17 protein-coding genes and 1 riboswitch are annotated in these 18,427 nt (G+C 55.3%); of the genes, 3 read left to right on the top strand and 14 right to left on the bottom strand.

What is annotated here, in order from left to right; translation table 11 throughout:
* Positions 1–62 precede the first annotated feature (62 nt).
* The 12 genes from RBI05_RS06395 to RBI05_RS06340 all read right to left on the bottom strand — a co-directional run bounded on the left by RBI05_RS06395 (position 63) and on the right by RBI05_RS06340 (position 12,042).
* Entirely contained in the window at positions 63–1,070 is a 1,008-nt protein-coding gene (locus tag RBI05_RS06395) for an ABC transporter substrate-binding protein (protein WP_310550469.1), read from the bottom strand.
* Between the two features lie 113 nt (positions 1,071–1,183).
* Positions 1,184–3,001 carry an APC family permease gene (locus RBI05_RS06390; protein ID WP_150457418.1) on the bottom strand — a complete coding sequence of 606 codons (1,818 nt, stop codon included), beginning with the start codon at positions 2,999–3,001 and terminating at the stop codon, positions 1,184–1,186.
* Positions 3,002–3,128: 127 nt separating this feature from the next.
* A riboswitch (cyclic di-AMP (ydaO/yuaA leader) is annotated at positions 3,129–3,287 on the bottom strand.
* 178 nt (positions 3,288–3,465) lie between these two features.
* Positions 3,466–3,927 carry a disulfide oxidoreductase gene (locus tag RBI05_RS06385; RefSeq protein WP_150457417.1) on the bottom strand — a complete coding sequence of 154 codons (462 nt, stop codon included), beginning with the start codon at positions 3,925–3,927 and terminating at the stop codon, positions 3,466–3,468.
* On the bottom strand, positions 3,927–4,646 hold the full coding sequence (locus tag RBI05_RS06380) for a DsbA family protein (protein WP_310550468.1): 720 nt from the start codon (positions 4,644–4,646) through the stop codon (positions 3,927–3,929). Before RBI05_RS06380 ends, RBI05_RS06385 begins: the two co-directional genes overlap by 1 nt.
* A 224-nt stretch (positions 4,647–4,870) precedes the next feature.
* Positions 4,871–6,187, bottom strand: coding sequence for a hemolysin family protein (locus RBI05_RS06375; RefSeq protein ID WP_150457415.1), 1,317 nt, complete (start codon positions 6,185–6,187; stop codon positions 4,871–4,873).
* 278 nt (positions 6,188–6,465) lie between these two features.
* Positions 6,466–6,831 carry a spore coat protein GerQ gene (gene gerQ / locus RBI05_RS06370; protein WP_223879802.1) on the bottom strand — a complete coding sequence of 122 codons (366 nt, stop codon included), beginning with the start codon at positions 6,829–6,831 and terminating at the stop codon, positions 6,466–6,468.
* 88 nt (positions 6,832–6,919) lie between these two features.
* Positions 6,920–7,342 carry a cell wall hydrolase gene (locus RBI05_RS06365; protein ID WP_150457413.1) on the bottom strand — a complete coding sequence of 141 codons (423 nt, stop codon included), beginning with the start codon at positions 7,340–7,342 and terminating at the stop codon, positions 6,920–6,922.
* Positions 7,343–7,458: 116 nt separating this feature from the next.
* The gene (locus tag RBI05_RS06360; protein WP_310550467.1) at positions 7,459–8,214 is read right to left on the bottom strand and encodes an SDR family oxidoreductase; all 756 of its coding nucleotides are present in this window, start codon (positions 8,212–8,214) and stop codon (positions 7,459–7,461) included.
* Between the two features lie 171 nt (positions 8,215–8,385).
* A complete protein-coding gene (locus RBI05_RS06355) occupies positions 8,386–8,787 on the bottom strand; it encodes a DUF2500 domain-containing protein (RefSeq protein WP_223879794.1) in 402 nt (133 codons plus the stop codon).
* A gap of 152 nt (positions 8,788–8,939) precedes the next feature.
* Positions 8,940–9,113 carry a hypothetical protein gene (locus RBI05_RS06350; RefSeq protein WP_191089497.1) on the bottom strand — a complete coding sequence of 58 codons (174 nt, stop codon included), beginning with the start codon at positions 9,111–9,113 and terminating at the stop codon, positions 8,940–8,942.
* Between the two features lie 215 nt (positions 9,114–9,328).
* Entirely contained in the window at positions 9,329–10,615 is a 1,287-nt protein-coding gene (locus tag RBI05_RS06345) for a VPS10 domain-containing protein (RefSeq protein WP_310550466.1), read from the bottom strand.
* 32 nt (positions 10,616–10,647) lie between these two features.
* On the bottom strand, positions 10,648–12,042 hold the full coding sequence (locus tag RBI05_RS06340) for an amino acid permease (RefSeq protein ID WP_310550465.1): 1,395 nt from the start codon (positions 12,040–12,042) through the stop codon (positions 10,648–10,650).
* A gap of 162 nt (positions 12,043–12,204) precedes the next feature.
* Between RBI05_RS06340 and RBI05_RS06335 the strand changes: the two genes are divergently transcribed.
* On the top strand, positions 12,205–13,128 hold the full coding sequence (locus RBI05_RS06335) for an L-lactate dehydrogenase (RefSeq protein ID WP_150457409.1): 924 nt from the start codon (positions 12,205–12,207) through the stop codon (positions 13,126–13,128).
* Positions 13,129–13,397: 269 nt separating this feature from the next.
* Here RBI05_RS06335 and RBI05_RS06330 read toward each other — a convergent pair whose 3' ends face one another.
* Complete coding sequence (locus RBI05_RS06330; protein WP_310550464.1) at positions 13,398–14,300, bottom strand: tyrosine-type recombinase/integrase; 903 nt, start codon at positions 14,298–14,300, stop codon at positions 13,398–13,400.
* On the bottom strand, positions 14,291–15,235 hold the full coding sequence (locus tag RBI05_RS06325; protein ID WP_310550463.1) for a LysR family transcriptional regulator: 945 nt from the start codon (positions 15,233–15,235) through the stop codon (positions 14,291–14,293). Before RBI05_RS06325 ends, RBI05_RS06330 begins: the two co-directional genes overlap by 10 nt.
* A 116-nt stretch (positions 15,236–15,351) precedes the next feature.
* On the opposite strand from RBI05_RS06325, the gene RBI05_RS06320 reads away from it, so the two are divergent.
* Both RBI05_RS06320 and RBI05_RS06315 read left to right on the top strand, forming a co-directional pair.
* The gene (locus RBI05_RS06320; protein WP_150457406.1) at positions 15,352–16,674 is read left to right on the top strand and encodes an APC family permease; all 1,323 of its coding nucleotides are present in this window, start codon (positions 15,352–15,354) and stop codon (positions 16,672–16,674) included.
* Between the two features lie 498 nt (positions 16,675–17,172).
* Positions 17,173–18,426: a hypothetical protein gene (locus RBI05_RS06315; RefSeq protein ID WP_150457405.1), complete on the top strand. Its 1,254-nt coding sequence runs from the start codon at positions 17,173–17,175 to the stop codon at positions 18,424–18,426.
* Position 18,427: the final 1 nt, after the last annotated feature.

The raw sequence follows: 18,427 nt of genomic DNA, 5'->3' as shown, positions 1-18,427 counted from the left end.
CAGGCGCACAGGTTGCCAAAAAAGAACAGGCACCGGTTCGCCCGGTGCCTGCCTGCAAGGTTCTATTTGACCAGAAACTTAAGAACGTCGTCGATTACTTGGGAACCGGCCGTCGGTCCGTTGTAGAGCCAGCTGCTGGACGCTTCCAGTTCATAGACATGCCCGGCCTTGACGGCAGGGATGCCCTTCCAGATCGCACTGTTCAGCACATCGGAGCCCTCGGTCTTATCGCTGTTGACAAGGAAAAGATGATCGGCCTTGAGTTCCGCAAGCTTCTCCAGCGTCACGGGATTCCAACTGGCCCGGTTCGCTTCGGGAATATCCGTGACCAGGTTCGGAGGCGTGAGCCCCAGATCACGGTACAGGACCGAACCGCTCGACTGTGTCTCATCCACCAGGTAGAAATTCTTCTGAACCAGCCAGACCACTGCCGCCGACTGGCCGGATACCGCCTTTGCCAGCTTGGCCTTGGCATCCGCAGCCTTCCGGTCATATTCTGCTATGGCTGCTTCCGCCTGCCCGCTTCTGCCGAGAAGACCGCCGATCGTTGTCAGCGCCTTGCGCCAGTCTTTGCCCGTCTCGTCGCCAAGCACATAGGTTGGCGCTACTTTGCTGTACTGGTCGTACAGACCGTTCTGCACAGCCGATTCCGATCCGATGAGGATAAGGTCGGGCGCGAAGCTGATCACCGCCTCCAGCGGCAGATCATAGCTGATCGTCGGGACACCGGACAGCTTGTCGGATAAGTAGTCCTGGACGCCGTTCGGAACGGACCACTGAGCTACCGGTGTGACCCCCAGTGTAACCAGGTAGTCTTCCAGGTAGGAGGCCAGCACCTTTTGCGGGTTCGCCGGAATCTTCACTTCGTGCCCCATGGCATCGGTCACCGTCTTCCCGGCCGATTGCGGTTCGGCCGACGCAGCGGTTGCCGGTGGCGGGCTCTCGGCCGGGGCCGGGCTGCTGGCGGAGCCGTTATTGGAATTGCCGCAGGCGGAAGCCAGCAGCGCAATCATCAGGACACCGGCCAGAGCTGCAGACCGGGATTTACGGGAACGCGTAAACTTGAACATTTATTTTCCTCCTAAAAATCAACCTGTCTCATTATCATTACAAATGATATTGATTATCATTATCTCTGTCAAGAGAGACAAAAAAAGCGCCCGGGGAACCGGGCGCCAAGCTTTTACTTATGAAGATGGAAAGGAACGGTTGCAACGACGACATCCTTCTGGTTCATGAGGTACGTACGGATGAGGATACTCGTCTGGTTATGCAGGGCCGCCTGCCACCAATGCTTGGTGATAAACTGCGGAATCAGAATGGTGATGTGGTCGGTTGCCGATGTCTTCCATTCGACGGTGTCAATAAATTTCAGCAGCGGCCGGATGATGCTCCGGTAACGGGAACGCAGCACAATCAGTCGGACGCCCGGATTCCACTCCTCCCACTTCTGTTCCATCTTGTGAATCTCTTCTTCATCGAAGCCAATGTAGACAGCCACCACGTTGTCGGTCAGCGATTTGGCATAGCTGATGGAATGCAGGACGGCCCGGGTAACGCCGGAGACCGGAACAATGACGGTGCTTCCCTTAATGCAGGGTTTATCTTTATCCAGCTGGATGCGCAGCTCGTCGGCCGTGTTCTGATAATGCCGATGGATGCGCATGAAGATGAACATGACGATCGGCAGGAAGAGGAATGCCATCCATACATTGGCGAACTTCGTAATGATGAAGATCAGCGTAATGGTCAGCGTCGTCAGCATCCCGATGGTATTGATAATAAATTTGGTTCTCCAGCCGCTCGGCTTGAGCCGGTACCAGCGAATCATCATGCCCAGCTGGGACAGGGTGAACGGAATGAATACGCCGACGGCATACAGCGGAATCAGATTCTCGGTATGGCCGTGGAAGGCTGCCACCAGGAGCGCCGACAGCACGCCCAGGAAGATAATGCCGTTGGAGAAGCCCAGACGGTCGCCGCGAATCATGAAAGCGTGAGGCAGGTATTTATCCTTGGCCAGCATGAACGACAGCAGCGGGAAGGCCGAATAGGCGGTATTGGCCGCAAGGAACAGGATAACGGCGGTCAGTCCCTGAATGATAAAGTAGATGCCGCCGCGGCCGAAGGTCGATTCGGCGATCTGGGAGACGACGGTCGCCTTCTCGTTCGGCGTGATGCCGTACCAGTAAGCGAGCAGCGTAATGCCGGTAAACATGAAGCCCAGCAGCACGCCCATCATCATCAGGGTCTTGGCTGCGTTCTTCTCGGAAGGCGCCTTAAAGTTCGGGATGGCATTGGATACCGCCTCTACCCCGGTCAGAGCCGAACAGCCGGAACTGAATGCCTTCAGCAGCAGGAACAGGCTGACATTCGATACGGCGGTGCCAATCTCCGGAACAGCGGCGTGGGAGCCCTGGGTCATATATTTCACAACGCCGGAGAGAATCAGCACAACGATGGCAACCACGAACAGATAGACCGGAATGGCGATGAAGGAGGCCGATTCCGTTACTCCGCGCAAGTTGATAATGGTCAGAATCAGAATGACGGTTACCGCAATGCCTACGCTGTGATTGTGCAGACTCGGAAAAGCGGAGGTGATGGCATCGGTGCCTGCCGATGCGCTGACCGCAACCGTCAGGATGTAATCGACCAGCAGCGAGCCGCCGGCGAGCAGGCCGGTAGATACGCCAAGGTTGTTCTTGGCGACGATATAAGCGCCGCCTCCCTGCGGGTAAGCGTAAATCGTCTGGCGATAGGATAAGATCAATATTGCCAGCAACGCCAAAACTGCCAGGGCAATCGGGAGGGAATACCAAATCGCCGTAAAGCCGGCGGCGACCAGAACGAGCAGGATTTGCTCGGTGCCGTAAGCGACGGACGACAGGGCGTCCGACGACAAGACCGCAAGTGCTTTTACTTTGGTCAGTTTCTCCTGTTCGAGTTCGGTCGACTTTCGCGGCCGCCCGATCAGCAGACGTTTTACTTTGCTTACCATATGGGTTCGGTTCCTCTCTTTGGGTGAGTTGAAACGGCTATGCCGTGCGCTGTTTTCAGAAGCGAATTTTCATAAATAAAGGCACGAAAACAGGCATGCGGAAATGAGCCGCATGCCTGGGCATGGTTCATCATTCCACAGCAGCTTACGAGGTTAGCTGGCGGATTCGGACTGTGGAAGCCCTACGGCGCGGACCAAGCGGCCCAGCGTCGATTCACCCCTTTGACCCCAACAGCGGTCAGTTGGTTCCCCCGTTTTTCCTTGGAAAATTCAGCGCATATTCAACTTCTCACAAGGTCTAATATTAGAATAAAAAACCATCCGCCGTAAAGCGGTGAAAAAAATGAAAATAGAATGAAAAACAAGCTGTTTCCGTCAAAACCTCAAGAAGTTCGTTTTTTCTCTTTCATTCTCTTCTATTATCCCTGTTGCCCTTACTTTTATGTTCATTTGCGTACATTTTATTAACGGATGCTGCCGTCCTCTTGCCCGGCATTGTCTTCTTCGCCCTTTCTGCCCGCCCACAGCAGCAGCACGATCAGAATCTGGGCAATCAGCGCAAGCAGCGGGACGGTGATAAAGCCGAGAAAATCAAGGGAATCCTGCGTACACGGAACCCCAACCGTGCAGGAGAATACGCGCCCGAAGGCCGGTATCTTCTGCTCGGCATAGTGATAAATCGAGATCGCACCGCCGATGAAGCTGAGCGGCAGCGCGTAAGGAATGATCTTCCGGTCGTTGCGGTAGGTGGCAATTCCGAGCAAAATGACATGCGGATACATGAAGATCCGCTGGAACCAGCAGAGCCTGCAGGGCTCGTAATGCAACACCTCGCTTAGGTACAAGCTGCCCGCCGTGGCGACGACGGCAACCAGCCAGGCCAGATACAGGCAGTTGCGGCGCAGGAAACGTACCGCCCCGCCCATTACGGATTGGCCTTGGCTGCCGCCTTGTCAATCTCTGCGGCAACGGCGCTGTAATTAAAGGGGTCTTTTGTCTTTACTCCATTAATAAACAAGGAAGGCGTATTTGTAACATTGAACTTCTCTGCGGTCTTGTTGTCCCTTTCCAGCTCCTTGCGGTAGGTGGCATTCTCGATATCCTTGGCCAGCCGGTCGTAATCAATCTCCAGCTTCTCTTTCTGGGCCAGACTGACCAGATAGTCCTTGGTTGCCCACTCGGTCTGTTCATCTCCCTGGCTTGCATAGACGGCATCATAGAACTTCCAGAAGGCATCCGGGTTCTGATGATAGACCGACAGGGCGGCAAGCGAAGCCGTCTCGGAATCGGGGCCGACGAACGACATATTGACGAAGTAGAACGCAGCTTTGCCGGTATCAATGGCGTCCTGTACGATCTTCGGCTTCACGGTATTCGTGAAATCGGCGCAAGCTGGACATTTAAAATCTCCGAATTCCACCAGCTTCACCGGCGCATCGGCTTGTCCCAGCCGCGGCAGCTCGCTGTAGTTGAATTCCGGGTCCTGTCTGGACCAGAGCGCCAGAGCCGCGATCACGGCGATGACGACGACAGCTGTGAAGATCAGCATAATCCGGTTCCGGCGTTTGGCCCGTTCCTGTTCGGCGCGGCGCTGTTCCTTCTTGCTTGCAGCCTTGGCTGCTGTCTTGGACGATTGCTTATTCAAGTGGCATAAGTCCTTTCTCTCCCAAAATGAAATCAATCCGATTATAAAGGCTTGCCTTCCCGCTTGGCAACGCTGCCCCGCCGTACTGCATCTTGCCGCTGCCGCAAAAACCGCTCCGCCGGGGAGGGCGGAGCGGTCAGCGGTCTTGCATATTAAGGCAAGATAGAACAATCGAAACGGAGAAGTCGAAGCTTCGCGGCCATCCTTACGGGACCTTAGAGGCCTTAGGCTCCTTCTTCTTCCGCCAGATAATCGAGCTTCACCAGCCGAATCCGGGAGATTCGCTTGTGATCCGTCTCTTCGACCAGCAACAGATGACCTTCGGTCTCGTAGCGCTGGCCTTTCTGCGGCGGTCCGTCCTCCAGCTTGGCGTACAACCAGCCGCCGATGGTGTCGTAGTCCTCCGTCTCCAGCTGGAGGCCAAACTGCTCGTTGATCTCTTCAATCAGCATGAGGCCATCGACCGAATATTCGTCCTCTCCGATGACTTCAAGAGCAGGCCGCTCCTCGTCGAATTCATCCTGAATCTCGCCGACGATTTCCTCCATGATATCCTCCAGCGTGACCAGTCCGGAGGTCCCGCCGTATTCATCGATCAGAATGGCGATCTGCGTCTTCGCCTTCTGCATCAGCTTCAACAGCGCGCTGATCTGAATCGATTCCGGCACGGTCAGAATCGGGCGTACCAATTCCTCATAGCTGTGCGAGTTGCCGCGAATTAAATCCTTGATGTGAATGAACCCGATGATATGGTCCTTATCTCCTTCGCAGACCGGGTAGCGGGTCCGCATCCCCTCGAATGCGATCTCCAGATTCTCCTGGAGGGTTAGATGTTTGCTGAGGCAGATCATTTCCGTGCGCGGAATCATAATTTCGCGCGCCGTCGTATCGACAAACTCAAAGATGTTGTCTACCAGCGCCATTTCGGTGTTGTCAATCAATCCGTTCTTGTTGCTCTCCTGCATCAGACTGCGGATTTCTTCCTCGGTATGCGCGGTGCCAAGCTCCGACACCGGAGTCAGACGAAAGATCCGAAGCAGTCCCCCGGCAATGCCGTTGACCAGCCAGATCAGCGGATAGAGCAGACGGTAAAAGACGTTCATCGGCCCGGCCATCAGCAGCAGAACCCGCTCCGCTTTGTTGACGGCAATCGTCTTCGGAGCGAGCTCGCCGAGCACAATGTGCAGCACGGTAATAAACAGAAAGGCCAGTACGACGGATACGGCATGAACCCCTGCCGCGCCGATGCCCATTCCTCTCAGCATCGGCGAGATCGCCTGTGCGACCAGCGGTTCGCCCAGCCAGCCAAGCGCCAGGGAAGCCGCCGTAATGCCGAGCTGGCAAGCCGACAGATAGGCGTCCATGCGGCGCAGAATTCCGCGTGCGGGCACCGCCCGCTTGCTGCCTTCTTCAATGAGATGGTCAAGACGCGAAGCGCGCACCTTGACCATGGCGTACTCCACGGAAACAAAAAAACCATTCAACAGCACTAAAAGAAAAATAAGTCCAAGCCTTAATAAATCGGGTAAAGGGTCGCTCAACTGATTATCCTATCCGCTCCAGAGCAAATCGCCGGCGGATAGGCCACCTCCTTCGCTCTCTAAAAATGTGGGCCAATGCGACAGCCGACTTCTCCTTCAAGGTCAATTTCCCAACGCATTCATCTCCTGCCTGTCATCACGATTAGAATTATAATAATCATTATATAGATATATTTGGCCACTTCGCAACCATGCCTGTCCCTCTGCAAAAAAGGACGAAAGGACGCCGCCCGCATCCGGGAAGCGTCCTCTTCCGCTGTTACCTGCCGTTTATGCGTTCAGCGCGAACGGGATACCGGCGGATTGCCGATGACTCCCGGGTACTGATAGACCAGCGGCTGATCGAAGGTCGCATAGTCGAGATTAACCATCAGCAGAATGGTGCGCTGGCCGGTATTAGGATCGCTGATGATGATATGGTCGCGGCCGGCGGCTTCCAGCACCCCTTTGAAGATCTTGGCATTCCACTCCGAATTGTTCTCGTAAGTCATATAGAAAGTACCGACTTTGCCGAGGTTAAGCCGCAAAATGTTCTCGATATAGGATTGCTCGAATACGGGCGGCGCCGTGGATACGACGGTTCCTCCCGGCGTCATGACCCCTCCGCTCGATACCTGGGGCGGCACGGCGCCCATTTGGGGCATTGCGGATCCGTGAGCTGTTGTGTAAGTAACGGGGCGATACGTTTGGTACATGGATAATTTCCTCCTGACAAAATAATCTTGGGATTCTCTAGTACACCGCCGGGCATTCCTCGCTGGAAGGACTGAAGAAACAGTGCGCCTTGTAGCGTCCGGTATTCTGCTGGTTGTACCAAGTTGCCGGACAATCGCCTTCGGGACGGAAGAACCAGAGGGCATTGCTGGCCGGCCAGGTGCGCTCGCCCGCTATGACCCGGTTCGCCAGCCGGATATCGCGCTCTCTGGCCCGCTGGTAGAAGTAGCCCTTCTGCGGAGCTTCGAATCCTCCCGGAGACTGGTAGACCATATCGTCGATGCTCCGGATATTCCGAAAGTCGAGGCAATTGCCCAGAATCCGGTTGACTCCGACATTCCCGACCATGAGCATTCCGGGGTCGCCGTCCTCTTCCGCTTCGGCGCGCATCAACCGGGCTAGCACTTTGACATCTTCGGAATTCGCCTTGATTACAGCCACGCGCTGTTCCCTCCCCAACAATCGGCTCCTTCAAGCCGACCGCTCTCGTGTTGCATGATGTATTGTATGTGCGAATGCCCAATGGGTGACTGTCCCGGGGAATCCCTTTTTCTTGGTCAGGGTTCGTAGATCATTTTGACGGTCATTCCTCCGTCGACCACCAGTCCGGCCCCTGTGATGAAGCGGTTCACCGAATCGGTCAGGTACAGACAAGCCCTGGCTATATCCTCCGGCTTGCCAACCCGGCCGGCGGGATGCTGGGCATGGTCGATCTCTCTTAATTCCCGGTAATCCCCGGTCTCGATCCAGCCGGGATAAATACAGTTCACGGTAATGCCGTCCGGGCCTAGCGAGACCGCCATGGCATGCGTCAAAGACGCGATGGCTCCCTTGGAGGCCGCATAGGCCTCGGTATGAGGCTCGGACATGAGAGCCCGGGTAGAGGAAATATGAACAATCGCGCCTCCTTGTTCGTTGAGGCACATGATTTTGGCAGCCTCGCGGGACGTCAGGAAGCATCCCTTGGCATTCGTATTCATCACCCGGTCCCACTGGTCTCCCGTCAGATCATAGAAAGAGGCCTGGTGCGGATCGGCGATGCCTGCATTATTGATGAGAATATCAACGGCGCCGTAGTGTTCCACAGTCCGGGCGATCAGAGCAACCACCTGCTCTTCGCGGCTTACATCACAGGCAATGAACCGGGCTTGTCCGCCTCCGGAACGGATATCGTCCGCCGTTCTCTCGCCTTGTTCAACAAGCAGGTCAGCCAGAATTACCCGCGCCCCTTCCGCCGCATAGCTGCGGGCAATGGCCGCCCCGATGCCCCGGGCCGCCCCCGTCACGATTACCGAATAATCCTTGTAACGCATTCTTATCAGCTCCTGAACGTTCAGTCTGGCCGGGTGCTCCGGCATGAAGAGTATAACAAAAAAGCCTGACCGACACCCGGCTGCCGAAGGATACGCCATCCTTGCGCCGGGAATCGTTCAGGCTTCGCAACCTCTTAGGGCGGGGGCGTCCCCTGCCGCTCCTTCCTCCCCTTACCAGGTCTGAGCCGCCCGGTAATGCCGTTCCCGCTCAAAACCAAGGTATCGGGTACCCCGGTAGCGAAGAGACCCGCGGTCCTGTTCAACGGCAGCCCCATAATCCGTACCGCCGACTATGAATTCCTTCCGGGTTCCATCCTCCAGCTCAAAGGTGAGATAGTACTGCATTTGTGTCCGGGCCGGCTCCCCTTCTTCCCGAAAACGCGGCCGGATTTCGCTTCGCTTGCCGACAATGCGGGCCGGTACAGTCTGCTGCGGCAGCCTGCTGTTGCGGACCCAGTTCCACAGTCCCCCTCCGGCGGACACGGCAAGAATGCCCAGCACTACGGCAATGAAGATCGGAATGACGGTTCCGACAAGATCGAACATCCAGACTGTCTCTTCTCCCAGTCCCATCAGCATTCCTCCCGTCACAAGTTCTCCTCGTCCGACGGCCGGGCGGGGTCTACTTCATGTATATGCAGGAGCCCGGAACCCATGTCTTCACGACAAAAAAGCACCGCTTCTATTGGAAGCGGCGCTTTCAGCGGGGATAAGGGTGATTCGTCTTACGCATGTACCAGGTCCAGCAACTGCTTGGTTTCGTCTTCATTCTGAGGCATCATGCCGTTCTCGGCCCAGCAGGCTCTGCATTGTTCTTCCGTCTCGCAGAGGTAGGCGTCTTCGCAGTTGTAGCAGAGCTGAAGCAGGTTGCGGGTTACATAATCCGTTTCGAATGTCATGGTTGTTCTCTCCCATCGGGTTTTAAGTTTGTGAAATTTTGAACTTGCTCTCTATGTGTTAAATATATCACAAGGATTAAGGTTTGTCATGTGATTTTTTTCACATTTATCGAAAAATTTTAAATAAGTTTTAAGATGAAAAAGACCGGGCCTCTTCCGGGAGGTCCGGTCCTGCATTATAGAAAGTCGGCATTGGCAAGGCGGTGTTAGACCCTCTACATGACCTTCCAGGTGACACCTCCGTTGATGGTCTGAAGAAGAATGGATCGTTTGGCTTCGGTTCGCTGAATCAGCAGCCATCCGGTCTTCTCGTCGATGAACTGCAGCTTGACGACTTCGGGATACTCTTTGAGCTTGGCTTGAAGTACGGAACTGGCCGGAAGCGCCCGCCAAGCCTGGCCTTGATTGCCTGTCCAATACAGAAGATCTCCGTTCAGCCACCAGCCGATCCGGGTATTCAGGAAAGTCGGCGGAATCCCGCGGTTCGGGTCGCTTCGCCCCGGCAGGTTGAAATTCGCATATTTCCAGCTAACCCCGCCATCGGCTGTAAAATAGCCGTGCTGCGTTACCTCAGCACCGACGTCGGCCTCACAGCTCACCGGGAGCCAGCCCGTCGTTTCGGTGAAGAACTGCGGACTTCCCGCAATCAGCTTCGAACATGTCTTCAAGGCGGCCGGCTGCGGCAGCGAGTCTGCCGCCTTCCAGCTGACCCCGCCATCTCCGGTTATAAAGAGCCGCACTTCTTCTCCGAACTGCATAGAGACTAGACCGTTGAACCGGTCGCGGAAGACCATCCCGCGCGAGACGCCGGTAATCGGAAGCGGCGGCTGGTCTGAATGAGGCGTATACTGTTCATTCTGCATGATCGTCTCCCAGGTAGCGCCTCCGTCTCCGGTGACGTAGAGCGCCTTGCTCTCCCTGTTCTCGGTATTGTCCCAGGTCGTCATCAGCCAGCCGTGCGCCGAGGAATCGAAATAAATGGCCGCGATCCGGCTGCTGGGATTCAGCGCGGAGATCTTCCAGCTCTGTCCTCCATCCGAGGTGTGCAGCACAATTGTCTCCGTTATTCCCGATCCGGTCCGAACAATCCAGCCATGCCGGGAATCCGCGAAGAAGATATCCTGTCCGTACACCGGATTCGCCGTGAACTGCACGGTCGCTGCCGGGGAGATGTTGGTCCAGGTCTGACCATTGTCGCGGGTCATGTACATCCGAAGCGCATTCTTGGTAATTCCCCAGGCGATCCCTTCCTTCCCGTTCATGAGATGGAAATCGGTAAGCCGGGTCTGAATCTGGTACTTTTTCGTATTTGTAGGGTCCAGATTGCCCGCATCCGGAGTAATCAGGGTGATGGTCTGCCCTTCTTCCGGCGGTTCCGTCGGCTGCGGCGGAAGGGAAGCCCGGGGAGCCGGCGAAGACGAACAGGCTGCCAGCAGCAGCAGAACGGCCAGCAGAGCCGGCAGTGTGCGAATCCAGGAGTTGCTCTGCCTCTTCACTTTCACTGTCTCCTCCTCTTTAAGCGGCTGGTTGCTTTCTATTCGGAATTCCCTCTTCGAAGTTTCTTCGGATTCAGTTCACTGTTCCGGTATCCGTAGACGGCATAAATCACAAGTCCGACCAGCAGCCAGAGAAAAAATCCGATCCAGGCGTCCCGGCCCAGATTCAGCATTAGGTACGCGCAGGCTGCCGCACTCAGCAGCGGTACAACAGGAACCCAGGGCACGCGGAATCCGCGTTTCAGCTCAGGGTTCAGATAACGCAGCGCGATCACGCCAAGGGACACGACCAGAAAGGCGAAGAGCGTTCCTATATTCGTCAGATTAGCCAGCCGGTCCAGCGGTACAAATCCGGTCAATACCGCAATCAATCCGCCGACAATCCAGGTACTGCGGTTCGGAGTCTGGGTCTTGGGGCTGACGGCGGACAGGCTCTTGGGCAGAAGGCCGTCGCGGGAAATGGCGAAGAGAAGCCGCGTCTGCCCGAACAGCATAACCAGCAGCACTGTCGTCATGCCGGCAATGGCGCCGACCGAGATCAGACCGGCAATAAAGTCCTGATGTACAAAACGAAGCGCGTACGAGACAGGATCGCTTACGTCCAGGTTGGCATACGGCACGATTCCGGTGAGAATCAGCGAGACGATAATATAAAGCGCCGTACAGACCGCCAAGGACGAAATAATGCCGATCGGCAGATCGCGCTGCGGCTGTTTGACCTCTTCCGCCGCCGTCGACAAGGCATCAAACCCGATATAGGCGAAGAATACCGTGGCCGCGCCGTTCACGACGCCGCTGAAGCCGAACGGCATGAACGGCGTCCAGTTCTCCGGCTTCACATAGAAGATACCGGCTGCAATAAATAGAGCAACGACAGCCAGCTTCACGATGACCATAATGCCGTTGAACCGGGCAGTCTCTTTGACCCCGCGGCTGAGCAGCCACGTAATCAGCAGAATAATGACAATGGCCGGCAGATTCACAACGGTTCCGTTGTCCGCATTATACGCTCCCGACAGCGCGGTCGGCAAATGGAGGCCGAAGCCTTCCAGCAGTCCCTGGAAATACCCGGACCAGCCGCTGCTGACCGCTGCGGCGGCAACGCCGTACTCCAGGACGAGGTCCCAACCGAGAATCCAGGCCAGCAGTTCGCCGAATGCGACATAGCTGTAAGCATAGGCGCTCCCCGATACAGGGATGGACGAAGCGAGCTCGGAGTAGCAGAGCGCGGAGAGCACGCAGGCGATTCCGGCCAGGACGAAGGAGAGCACCAGGGCCGGTCCGGCATGTTCAGCCGCGGCAACCCCGGTCATGACAAAGATGCCGGTGCCGATGATCGCTCCGACGCCGAGCGCGGTCAAATCAAGGGCTCCCAGCGTTTTGTTCAGCGTAGTGGTGCTGTTTTGAATCGGCTTTTTGCGAAAAAGGTTCATAATTAATCGGTTCGCTCCTGTTCATTGACAAAATTGCGGGTGTCTATGCTTTTAATCTGGGTAATGGATTAAAAGCGCCCTACTTGAAAACCCTAAGTACAGATACTATGATGGATAAGATTGGACACAAAAAATTCTTTTTAAGCGGAGGAGATGGACGGAATGGCCCCTTATAAACCGAACCGAGTTGTAATTATCGGCACAGGCGCAGTCGGAACGACAACCGCTTATACGCTGTTGCTTCGCCGCCGCATGCCGGAACTGGTGCTGATTGATGTCAATCATCAAAAAGCGCTGGGCGAAGCGCTGGACATGAACCACGGCATGCCATTCATCGGCGGTGTCAAATTGTGGGCGGGAACCTATGAAGACTGCCGGGAAGCCGACATCATCATTGTTACCGCCGGCGCCTCTCAGAAACCGGGCGAGACGCGGATTGACCTGCTGCGCAAGAACATCTCGATCTTCCGGGACATTATTCAGAAAATCACGAAATACAATTCGCACGGGATTCTCCTTATTGCAACCAATCCGGTCGATATCCTGTCCTATGCCACGCACAAAATCAGCGGTTTCGACCGCAGACGCGTGATCGGATCGGGTACCGTGCTGGACAGCGCCCGCTTCCGTTATTTGATCGGCAAGCAAAAAGAAATCGATCCGCGCAGCATTCACGGCCAGATTATCGGAGAACACGGCGACTCCGAAGTGCCTGTATGGTCGCTCGCCAACGTAGCCGGGATTGACCTGAACTTCACCGAAGAGGAACGGCAGTCGATCTACGAGAACACCAAGAACGCGGCCTATGAGATCATTAACGCCAAGGGCGCGACTTCCTTCGCCATCGCCTTGGCTCTCGACCGGATCGTCGACGCCATTCTGCACAATGAAGGCGCCGTGCTGAACGTCTCCACCCTCCTTAACAACTACAACGGCGTATCCGACGTCTTCCTCGGCGTTCCATGCGTAGTCGACCGTTCCGGAGTGCGCGAAGTACTGGATCTGACGCTCAATGACCAGGAGCAGGCCCTGTTCCAGCAATCGGCCGAGAAGCTGAAGGGTGAAATTTCCAAGCTCGATCTGTAAAAAAGGATGTCAACAGAGAGGCTGCCGGGTCCAAGGGACCCGGCAGTTTTGTGATAACGCGGCTGCTACCGCCGCTTCAGACTCTCCTCTCGCTTGACTCGCCCTATGCGAAGACGCGTTAATGGATTGAAGTTGCATGCTGTCCAAAACCCCTATCCATGTTAACAAGTCAAAGAAGGCTTGTCATCATCAAATTGCAGAAGATGCAGTTTGTTCATATTTAAAGGTTTACATAATTAATATTATGAAAGACTTTCACCCCTTCTGCACTAAAGGTGCAGATTCAGACGCGACATCGCATCCTCCTTATCCCGGTCCGTAATATGCGTGTAGACCGTCGTCGTCTGAATCGATGAATGGCCCAGCAGCTCTTGTACGGTCCGAATATCCGCGCCTTTGCGCAGCAGCATGGTAGCGAAGGAATGGCGAAGCTTGTGGCTGGAGTAAGGACGCCGCGCCGACTCCGGCAGTCCCTCCTGGTAACGGGCGAAGGTCTCCGCCGCAATTTCCTGAATGGTGCGGATGGAGAGCCGGCGTCCTTTTTGCGAAATGAACAGCGCTTCCTCTCGGCTTCTCCACGGCGTCAGCCGCTCCTGAACCGCCTGATCCAAATAAGCGGCCGCATCTGCGGGAACCGGTACGGTCCGCCACTTGCGGCCCTTGCCGAACACCCGCAGCACCCGGCGCTCCGCATCATAATCCCCGATATTCAGCGTATGCACCTCTCCTACCCGCAGACCCATATAAGCCATCAGGAGGAAGATCGCCAGATTGCGGGTCTTGTATTTGCCTTCCACAGCCGACAAGAAATTCTGCAGCTCCCGTTCATCCAGATAGACCGGCTCCCGGTTGCGCTCCGTCTTGGCTTTCTTGATGCCCTCTGCGGGGTTATGCGTCAAGAGCTCCAGTTCATTCAGCGCCTTGAACAGACAGTTGACCGAAGCGTGCTTGCGGTTGCGGCTGGAGTCGCTGCTCCCAATCTCCCGCATGGCGCTTAAATACGAAATCACATGCAGCTTCTTGACGGATGCCAGCTCCCTGCCTCCGAGACGAAGCAGGAATTGCCGGGCGTCCGAGAGATAGGACGAGCGGGTATGGGGGGTATAGCCGGCATCTTTCATCCAGATTTCAAAAGCTTCCAGCGCTTCTTCGTATTCCGCTGTCATTTCCATTCTGCTTCCTCTCCTCTCCCGGATGCCAAGGCCATCGCTTCGCTCCGCCAACGCCCTGCGTGGTCGTGGAGCGTTCTCAGAAATTCACCAAGCGCCGGGGATCTCCATTTCTTGCGGTGGCAGGCGACCTGGGTAGCTACGCGCTGATCGGTATCGTCCCAGTCCAGCGCGAGGAGGCGCCCATCCTCCAGCTCGCTTCGCACCGCTACCATGGGCAGGAAGGCAAGTCCCAGGCCCGCCATAGCGCACTGTTTGATGGCTTCAATGCTCCAGAATTCCATTTGCGGGTCGGGGAACACGCCGTGACGGTTCAAATACTGCTCGAACAGCAGCCGGTAAGAGCAGCCCGACTCGGTGTGCAGAAGGGTTTCTTCTATTAAATGGGCGGGCTCCACCTTGTCCTTCTTGCCGAGGGGATGACCGGGCGGTGCGACAAGCGCCATGTCCTCCTGAATCAGCGTCGCAATCTCCAGGTCCCGGTCTTCCGTGACTGGCTGGAGAATCAGCGCCAGATCCAGCTCTCCGGTCCGCGCCAGGTCAAGCAGATGCCCGCAGGGACCTGGTTTCAGGACCAGCTCGACCCCCGGATAGCGGCTGCGGAAGTCGCGAATCACATCCGGCAGTCGGTAGACGGCCAGCGATTCCGGTGCGCCAATCTTTAAGGAACCGCCAATCTGACTCTGCGAGCGGACGGCATCCTCGGCAAGAGAGTGCATCTTGGCGATTTCCTGGGCAAACGGCAAAAGCCTGGAGCCGGCATCGGTCAGCAGGATGCGTTTGCCGATCCGGTCGAACAACGGCTGTCCAAGCTCCTGCTCCAGCGACTGAATCTGGGCCGTAATGCTGGACTGGGCATACCCGAGCTTGGCGGCTGCCCGGGTGAAGCTTCCCGTCTCCACCACTACCAAAAAAGTAAACAGATGCCTTGATTCCATAGATGGGCCTCCTTCCATCGGAATTTTGAATGGATTGAATTGAAAGTTTCTGTTTTTCCAATGGATCTATTATCTGATAAGCTTGAATAAATGACAAGATCAGGAGGCTTCCCATAATGACTACTTCATCCCCTTCCTTGAAATCTACAATCGGACTGCCTCAGGCGGTCGCTCTCTATATCAGCTCCGTTCTGGGGTCGGGCGTGCTGATTGTTCCGGGACTCGCTGCGGAAATGGCCGGCCCGGCTTCGCTGCTGGCCTGGGGATTCATGGTTCTGCTGATCCTGCCGCTGGCGCTGTCCATGGGTCTCCTGTCGGCCCAATATCCGAACGCAGGCGGAGTCTCCCACTTCGTGACGCTGGCCTTCGGGCGCAAGGCCGGGACACTGGTCGGCTGGTTCTTTCTCATGTCCGTTCCGATCGGCGCCCCGGTCGCCGCCCTCACCGGCGCCGGCTATATGTCCGCCGCCATGGGGTGGGGCGAGCCGGTTCGGCTGCTGCTGGCCATTGCCATTCTGGCAGCGGGGCTTGGCATGAACATCATCGGCATGCAGCTGGCCGGCAAAGTCCAAATCGCCGTCGTCATCGCCATCGTGGCGGTGCTCGTATTCGCTTTTGCCGCCGCGCTGCCGGAGATACATTCGCAGAACTTCACCCCCTTCGCCCCGCATGGCTACGGAAGCGTGGGACAGTCCGCCGCGATCCTGTTCTGGTGCTTCATCGGCTGGGAAGCGGTCTCCCATCTCTCGGAGGAATTCAGCGATCCCAGACGGGCTGCGATCCAAGGCGTTACCATTGCCGCGCTGGTAGTCGGAGTTCTGTATTTCCTCTCCGCTCTGGCTGTTGTAGGCACCGCCAGTTATACCGGGGGAGCCTCAGACGCTTCGCTCGTCCGGATCATCAGCGAGCCGCTCGGGGCTTGGGGCGGTCTCATTGCAGGATTGACCGGCATGTTCATCTGCGCCGCTACCATCATTGCTTATGTCGGCGCCGCCTCACGCGTAGCGTATGCGCTGGCGCGCCAAGGAAGCGCCCCCGGCTGGATGGGCAAGCTCTCGGCTTCGCGGGGAACGCCGACCGGAGCGCTGCTGTTTCTGCTGTTGTGTTTCACCCTCGTGATGGCCCTCTACGGCACCGGCGCTGTCTCCCTCTCGCAGCTGATTCAATTTCCGAACGCCACTTTCATTCTGACTTATATCGGAGGCTGCGCGGCTGGAATCCGGTTATTAAAGGGGAGCCGCCTGGGTGTAGCCATCAGCTGGATTTCCTTTGCGGCGACAGCGGCGGTGTTCCCGTTCACGGGCAGAGCGATTGCTTATCCGCTCGTCATCATAGTCTTTTTTGTCGGGTTCCTTCTTTATAAGGAGAGACGGATACGCCATGCACACCAGATAACGGAACGGCAGGAGGAGTCGGCTGGACATACCGAAACCGGCTAGAAAGCGCGTATCTTCCCCGAAGCCGAGACACGGGGAATTATCGCTGGAACAGGCGGGATCATTCATTCTCGCCTGCTTTACCAGCTATATGTTTACATAATATTTAATATGAACAGTTGCTCTTTCCATGATAAATTTACATATTTTTATATAAACCGCATAAATAATGAGTGATCAACCTATTGTTTTAAATGAGATAATTTGGTATTATTGGGTTGCTGAGCAAAAGAAAACGTTTGCGCAGCAGAAATGTGTACCGCCGGCCAGCGTACAGAACCTTTTCCTGGCATCGAGAGCCTACATACGAAAGAATGCGAAAACTTGTAACTACTATTCTTGGGAGGTAGCAAAATTGAAGAAAATGAGCAAAGGTTTGTTGGCAGGACTGATCCTTACCGCTTCGCTGTCTTTCTTGGGTTCCTCGTTCGCCGTCTGAACAGGAATTCGTTCGCCGAAATGCGTTCGAATTCCTGTTATTGATTATGGAGGGGAATACCAATGAAGAAAATCGTTCTCCTTGCAAGCCTGTTCGGATTCATGCTCCTCATCCTGTCAAGCTGCGGCGAAGCTAAGGATTACAGCGATACCTATAATCCGGATACGGATTATCAATACTTTCTCCTTGAGCAAGGTCGCGCCATACAAAGTGGAGAAAGCGACACCGGCTATTACTTTTTGAACAATAACTACATCTATTATATGGACAAAGGTGCCATGAAGCCCGTTCTGCTGGATAATCGGCCTGAGTCGGACTGCTTGAAGCAGACCGCTACCGCCCCCATCAGCAACTGTAACGCCTACGTCTCCAACCTGGATGGATTATTCGGCGGATTCCTGGCCTACAACGATCACCATTTATATGTACTGGAATCTGCACAAGTGCTGGACAAGGACCGGGCGGTAACCCGGTATTCACTTATCCGTCTGTCTCTCGACGGAACCAAGCGAACCAAGGTGCTTGAATTCAAATTTCGTCCTATGGCAATCGCCATTCATCGCGGAATTGTCTATTATTCCTCCCAGGATTTTGACGTAAATTCCGACGGGAAATATCAGATCTTCCAGTATGATCTGAACAAAAGGTTCGCCAAGCCTAAGCAGGTGTACCTGGGCAAACTGGAGAAAGGAAGCATCGGCGACATTATTCCATACGGCAAGAATGTCTATTTTCTGGAGGCCGGCATCCAGAATGGGGCTAATCTTTATCGGACATTTAGATATGATATCCAAGACGAAACAGTCACCGGAATGTTCACCGGGGATCCAAAAGCAAACTGCGCACTAGTTGGAATTCTCCACGACAGATTGATCTTTAACAAGTTCTACGGAGATGTGAAGGATCCAAAGTCTTGGGTCATTTACGAAGCCGACCTGCAAGGGAACCATGAAGCGCCGCTGCCGATCGAGCGGGATTTTTTTACCTTTTATTATGCGGCAGACAAGTACATATTTGGACAACCTGCCTCTATCTATATGACACCTGAACAATTAAAGGCTGCTCCGGATGCCTATCGGATGACCGTATACGACCAGCAATATCAGCCGATCGATACCGTGGATCTTTCCTTTCTGCCCAAGGATCATAATCTATTGCCCGGAGATGATCGCTACATGTTTGCCCACTACCGTAAAGAAGATGCCAGCTACATCGCTTATTTGGACAAACAGGAACTGGGTTCTGGAAAAGCCAAGTTTAAGACGCTGATAAAAACCGATCACCCGGACACGGTCATCACTCAAATGGAGAAGTAGA

The organism is Paenibacillus glufosinatiresistens, from assembly GCF_031470375.1.
Lineage (GTDB): Bacteria > Bacillota > Bacilli > Paenibacillales > Paenibacillaceae > Paenibacillus_AQ > Paenibacillus_AQ glufosinatiresistens.
Note: the sequence above shows the minus strand (reverse complement) of the source record. Positions and strands in the feature narration are given on the sequence as shown.

Excerpts from the sequence above, each read along its gene's own strand:
- RBI05_RS06340 (WP_310550465.1), bottom strand. The coding sequence starts at position 12,042 with ATGAACCTTTTTCGCAAAAAGCCGATTCAAAACAGCACCACTACGCTG.
- RBI05_RS06390 (WP_150457418.1), bottom strand. The coding sequence starts at position 3,001 with ATGGTAAGCAAAGTAAAACGTCTGCTGATCGGGCGGCCGCGAAAGTCG.
- gerQ (WP_223879802.1), bottom strand. The coding sequence starts at position 6,831 with ATGCCCCAAATGGGCGCCGTGCCGCCCCAGGTATCGAGCGGAGGGGTC.
- RBI05_RS06325 (WP_310550463.1), bottom strand. The coding sequence starts at position 15,235 with ATGGAATCAAGGCATCTGTTTACTTTTTTGGTAGTGGTGGAGACGGGA.
- RBI05_RS06350 (WP_191089497.1), bottom strand. The coding sequence starts at position 9,113 with ATGACATTCGAAACGGATTATGTAACCCGCAACCTGCTTCAGCTCTGC.
- RBI05_RS06355 (WP_223879794.1), bottom strand. The coding sequence starts at position 8,787 with ATGGGACTGGGAGAAGAGACAGTCTGGATGTTCGATCTTGTCGGAACC.
- RBI05_RS06330 (WP_310550464.1), bottom strand. The coding sequence starts at position 14,300 with ATGGAAATGACAGCGGAATACGAAGAAGCGCTGGAAGCTTTTGAAATC.
- RBI05_RS06335 (WP_150457409.1), top strand. The coding sequence starts at position 12,205 with ATGGCCCCTTATAAACCGAACCGAGTTGTAATTATCGGCACAGGCGCA.
- RBI05_RS06315 (WP_150457405.1), top strand. The coding sequence starts at position 17,173 with ATGAAGAAAATCGTTCTCCTTGCAAGCCTGTTCGGATTCATGCTCCTC.
- RBI05_RS06385 (WP_150457417.1), bottom strand. The coding sequence starts at position 3,927 with ATGGGCGGGGCGGTACGTTTCCTGCGCCGCAACTGCCTGTATCTGGCC.
- RBI05_RS06360 (WP_310550467.1), bottom strand. The coding sequence starts at position 8,214 with ATGCGTTACAAGGATTATTCGGTAATCGTGACGGGGGCGGCCCGGGGC.
- RBI05_RS06320 (WP_150457406.1), top strand. The coding sequence starts at position 15,352 with ATGACTACTTCATCCCCTTCCTTGAAATCTACAATCGGACTGCCTCAG.
- RBI05_RS06395 (WP_310550469.1), bottom strand. The coding sequence starts at position 1,070 with ATGTTCAAGTTTACGCGTTCCCGTAAATCCCGGTCTGCAGCTCTGGCC.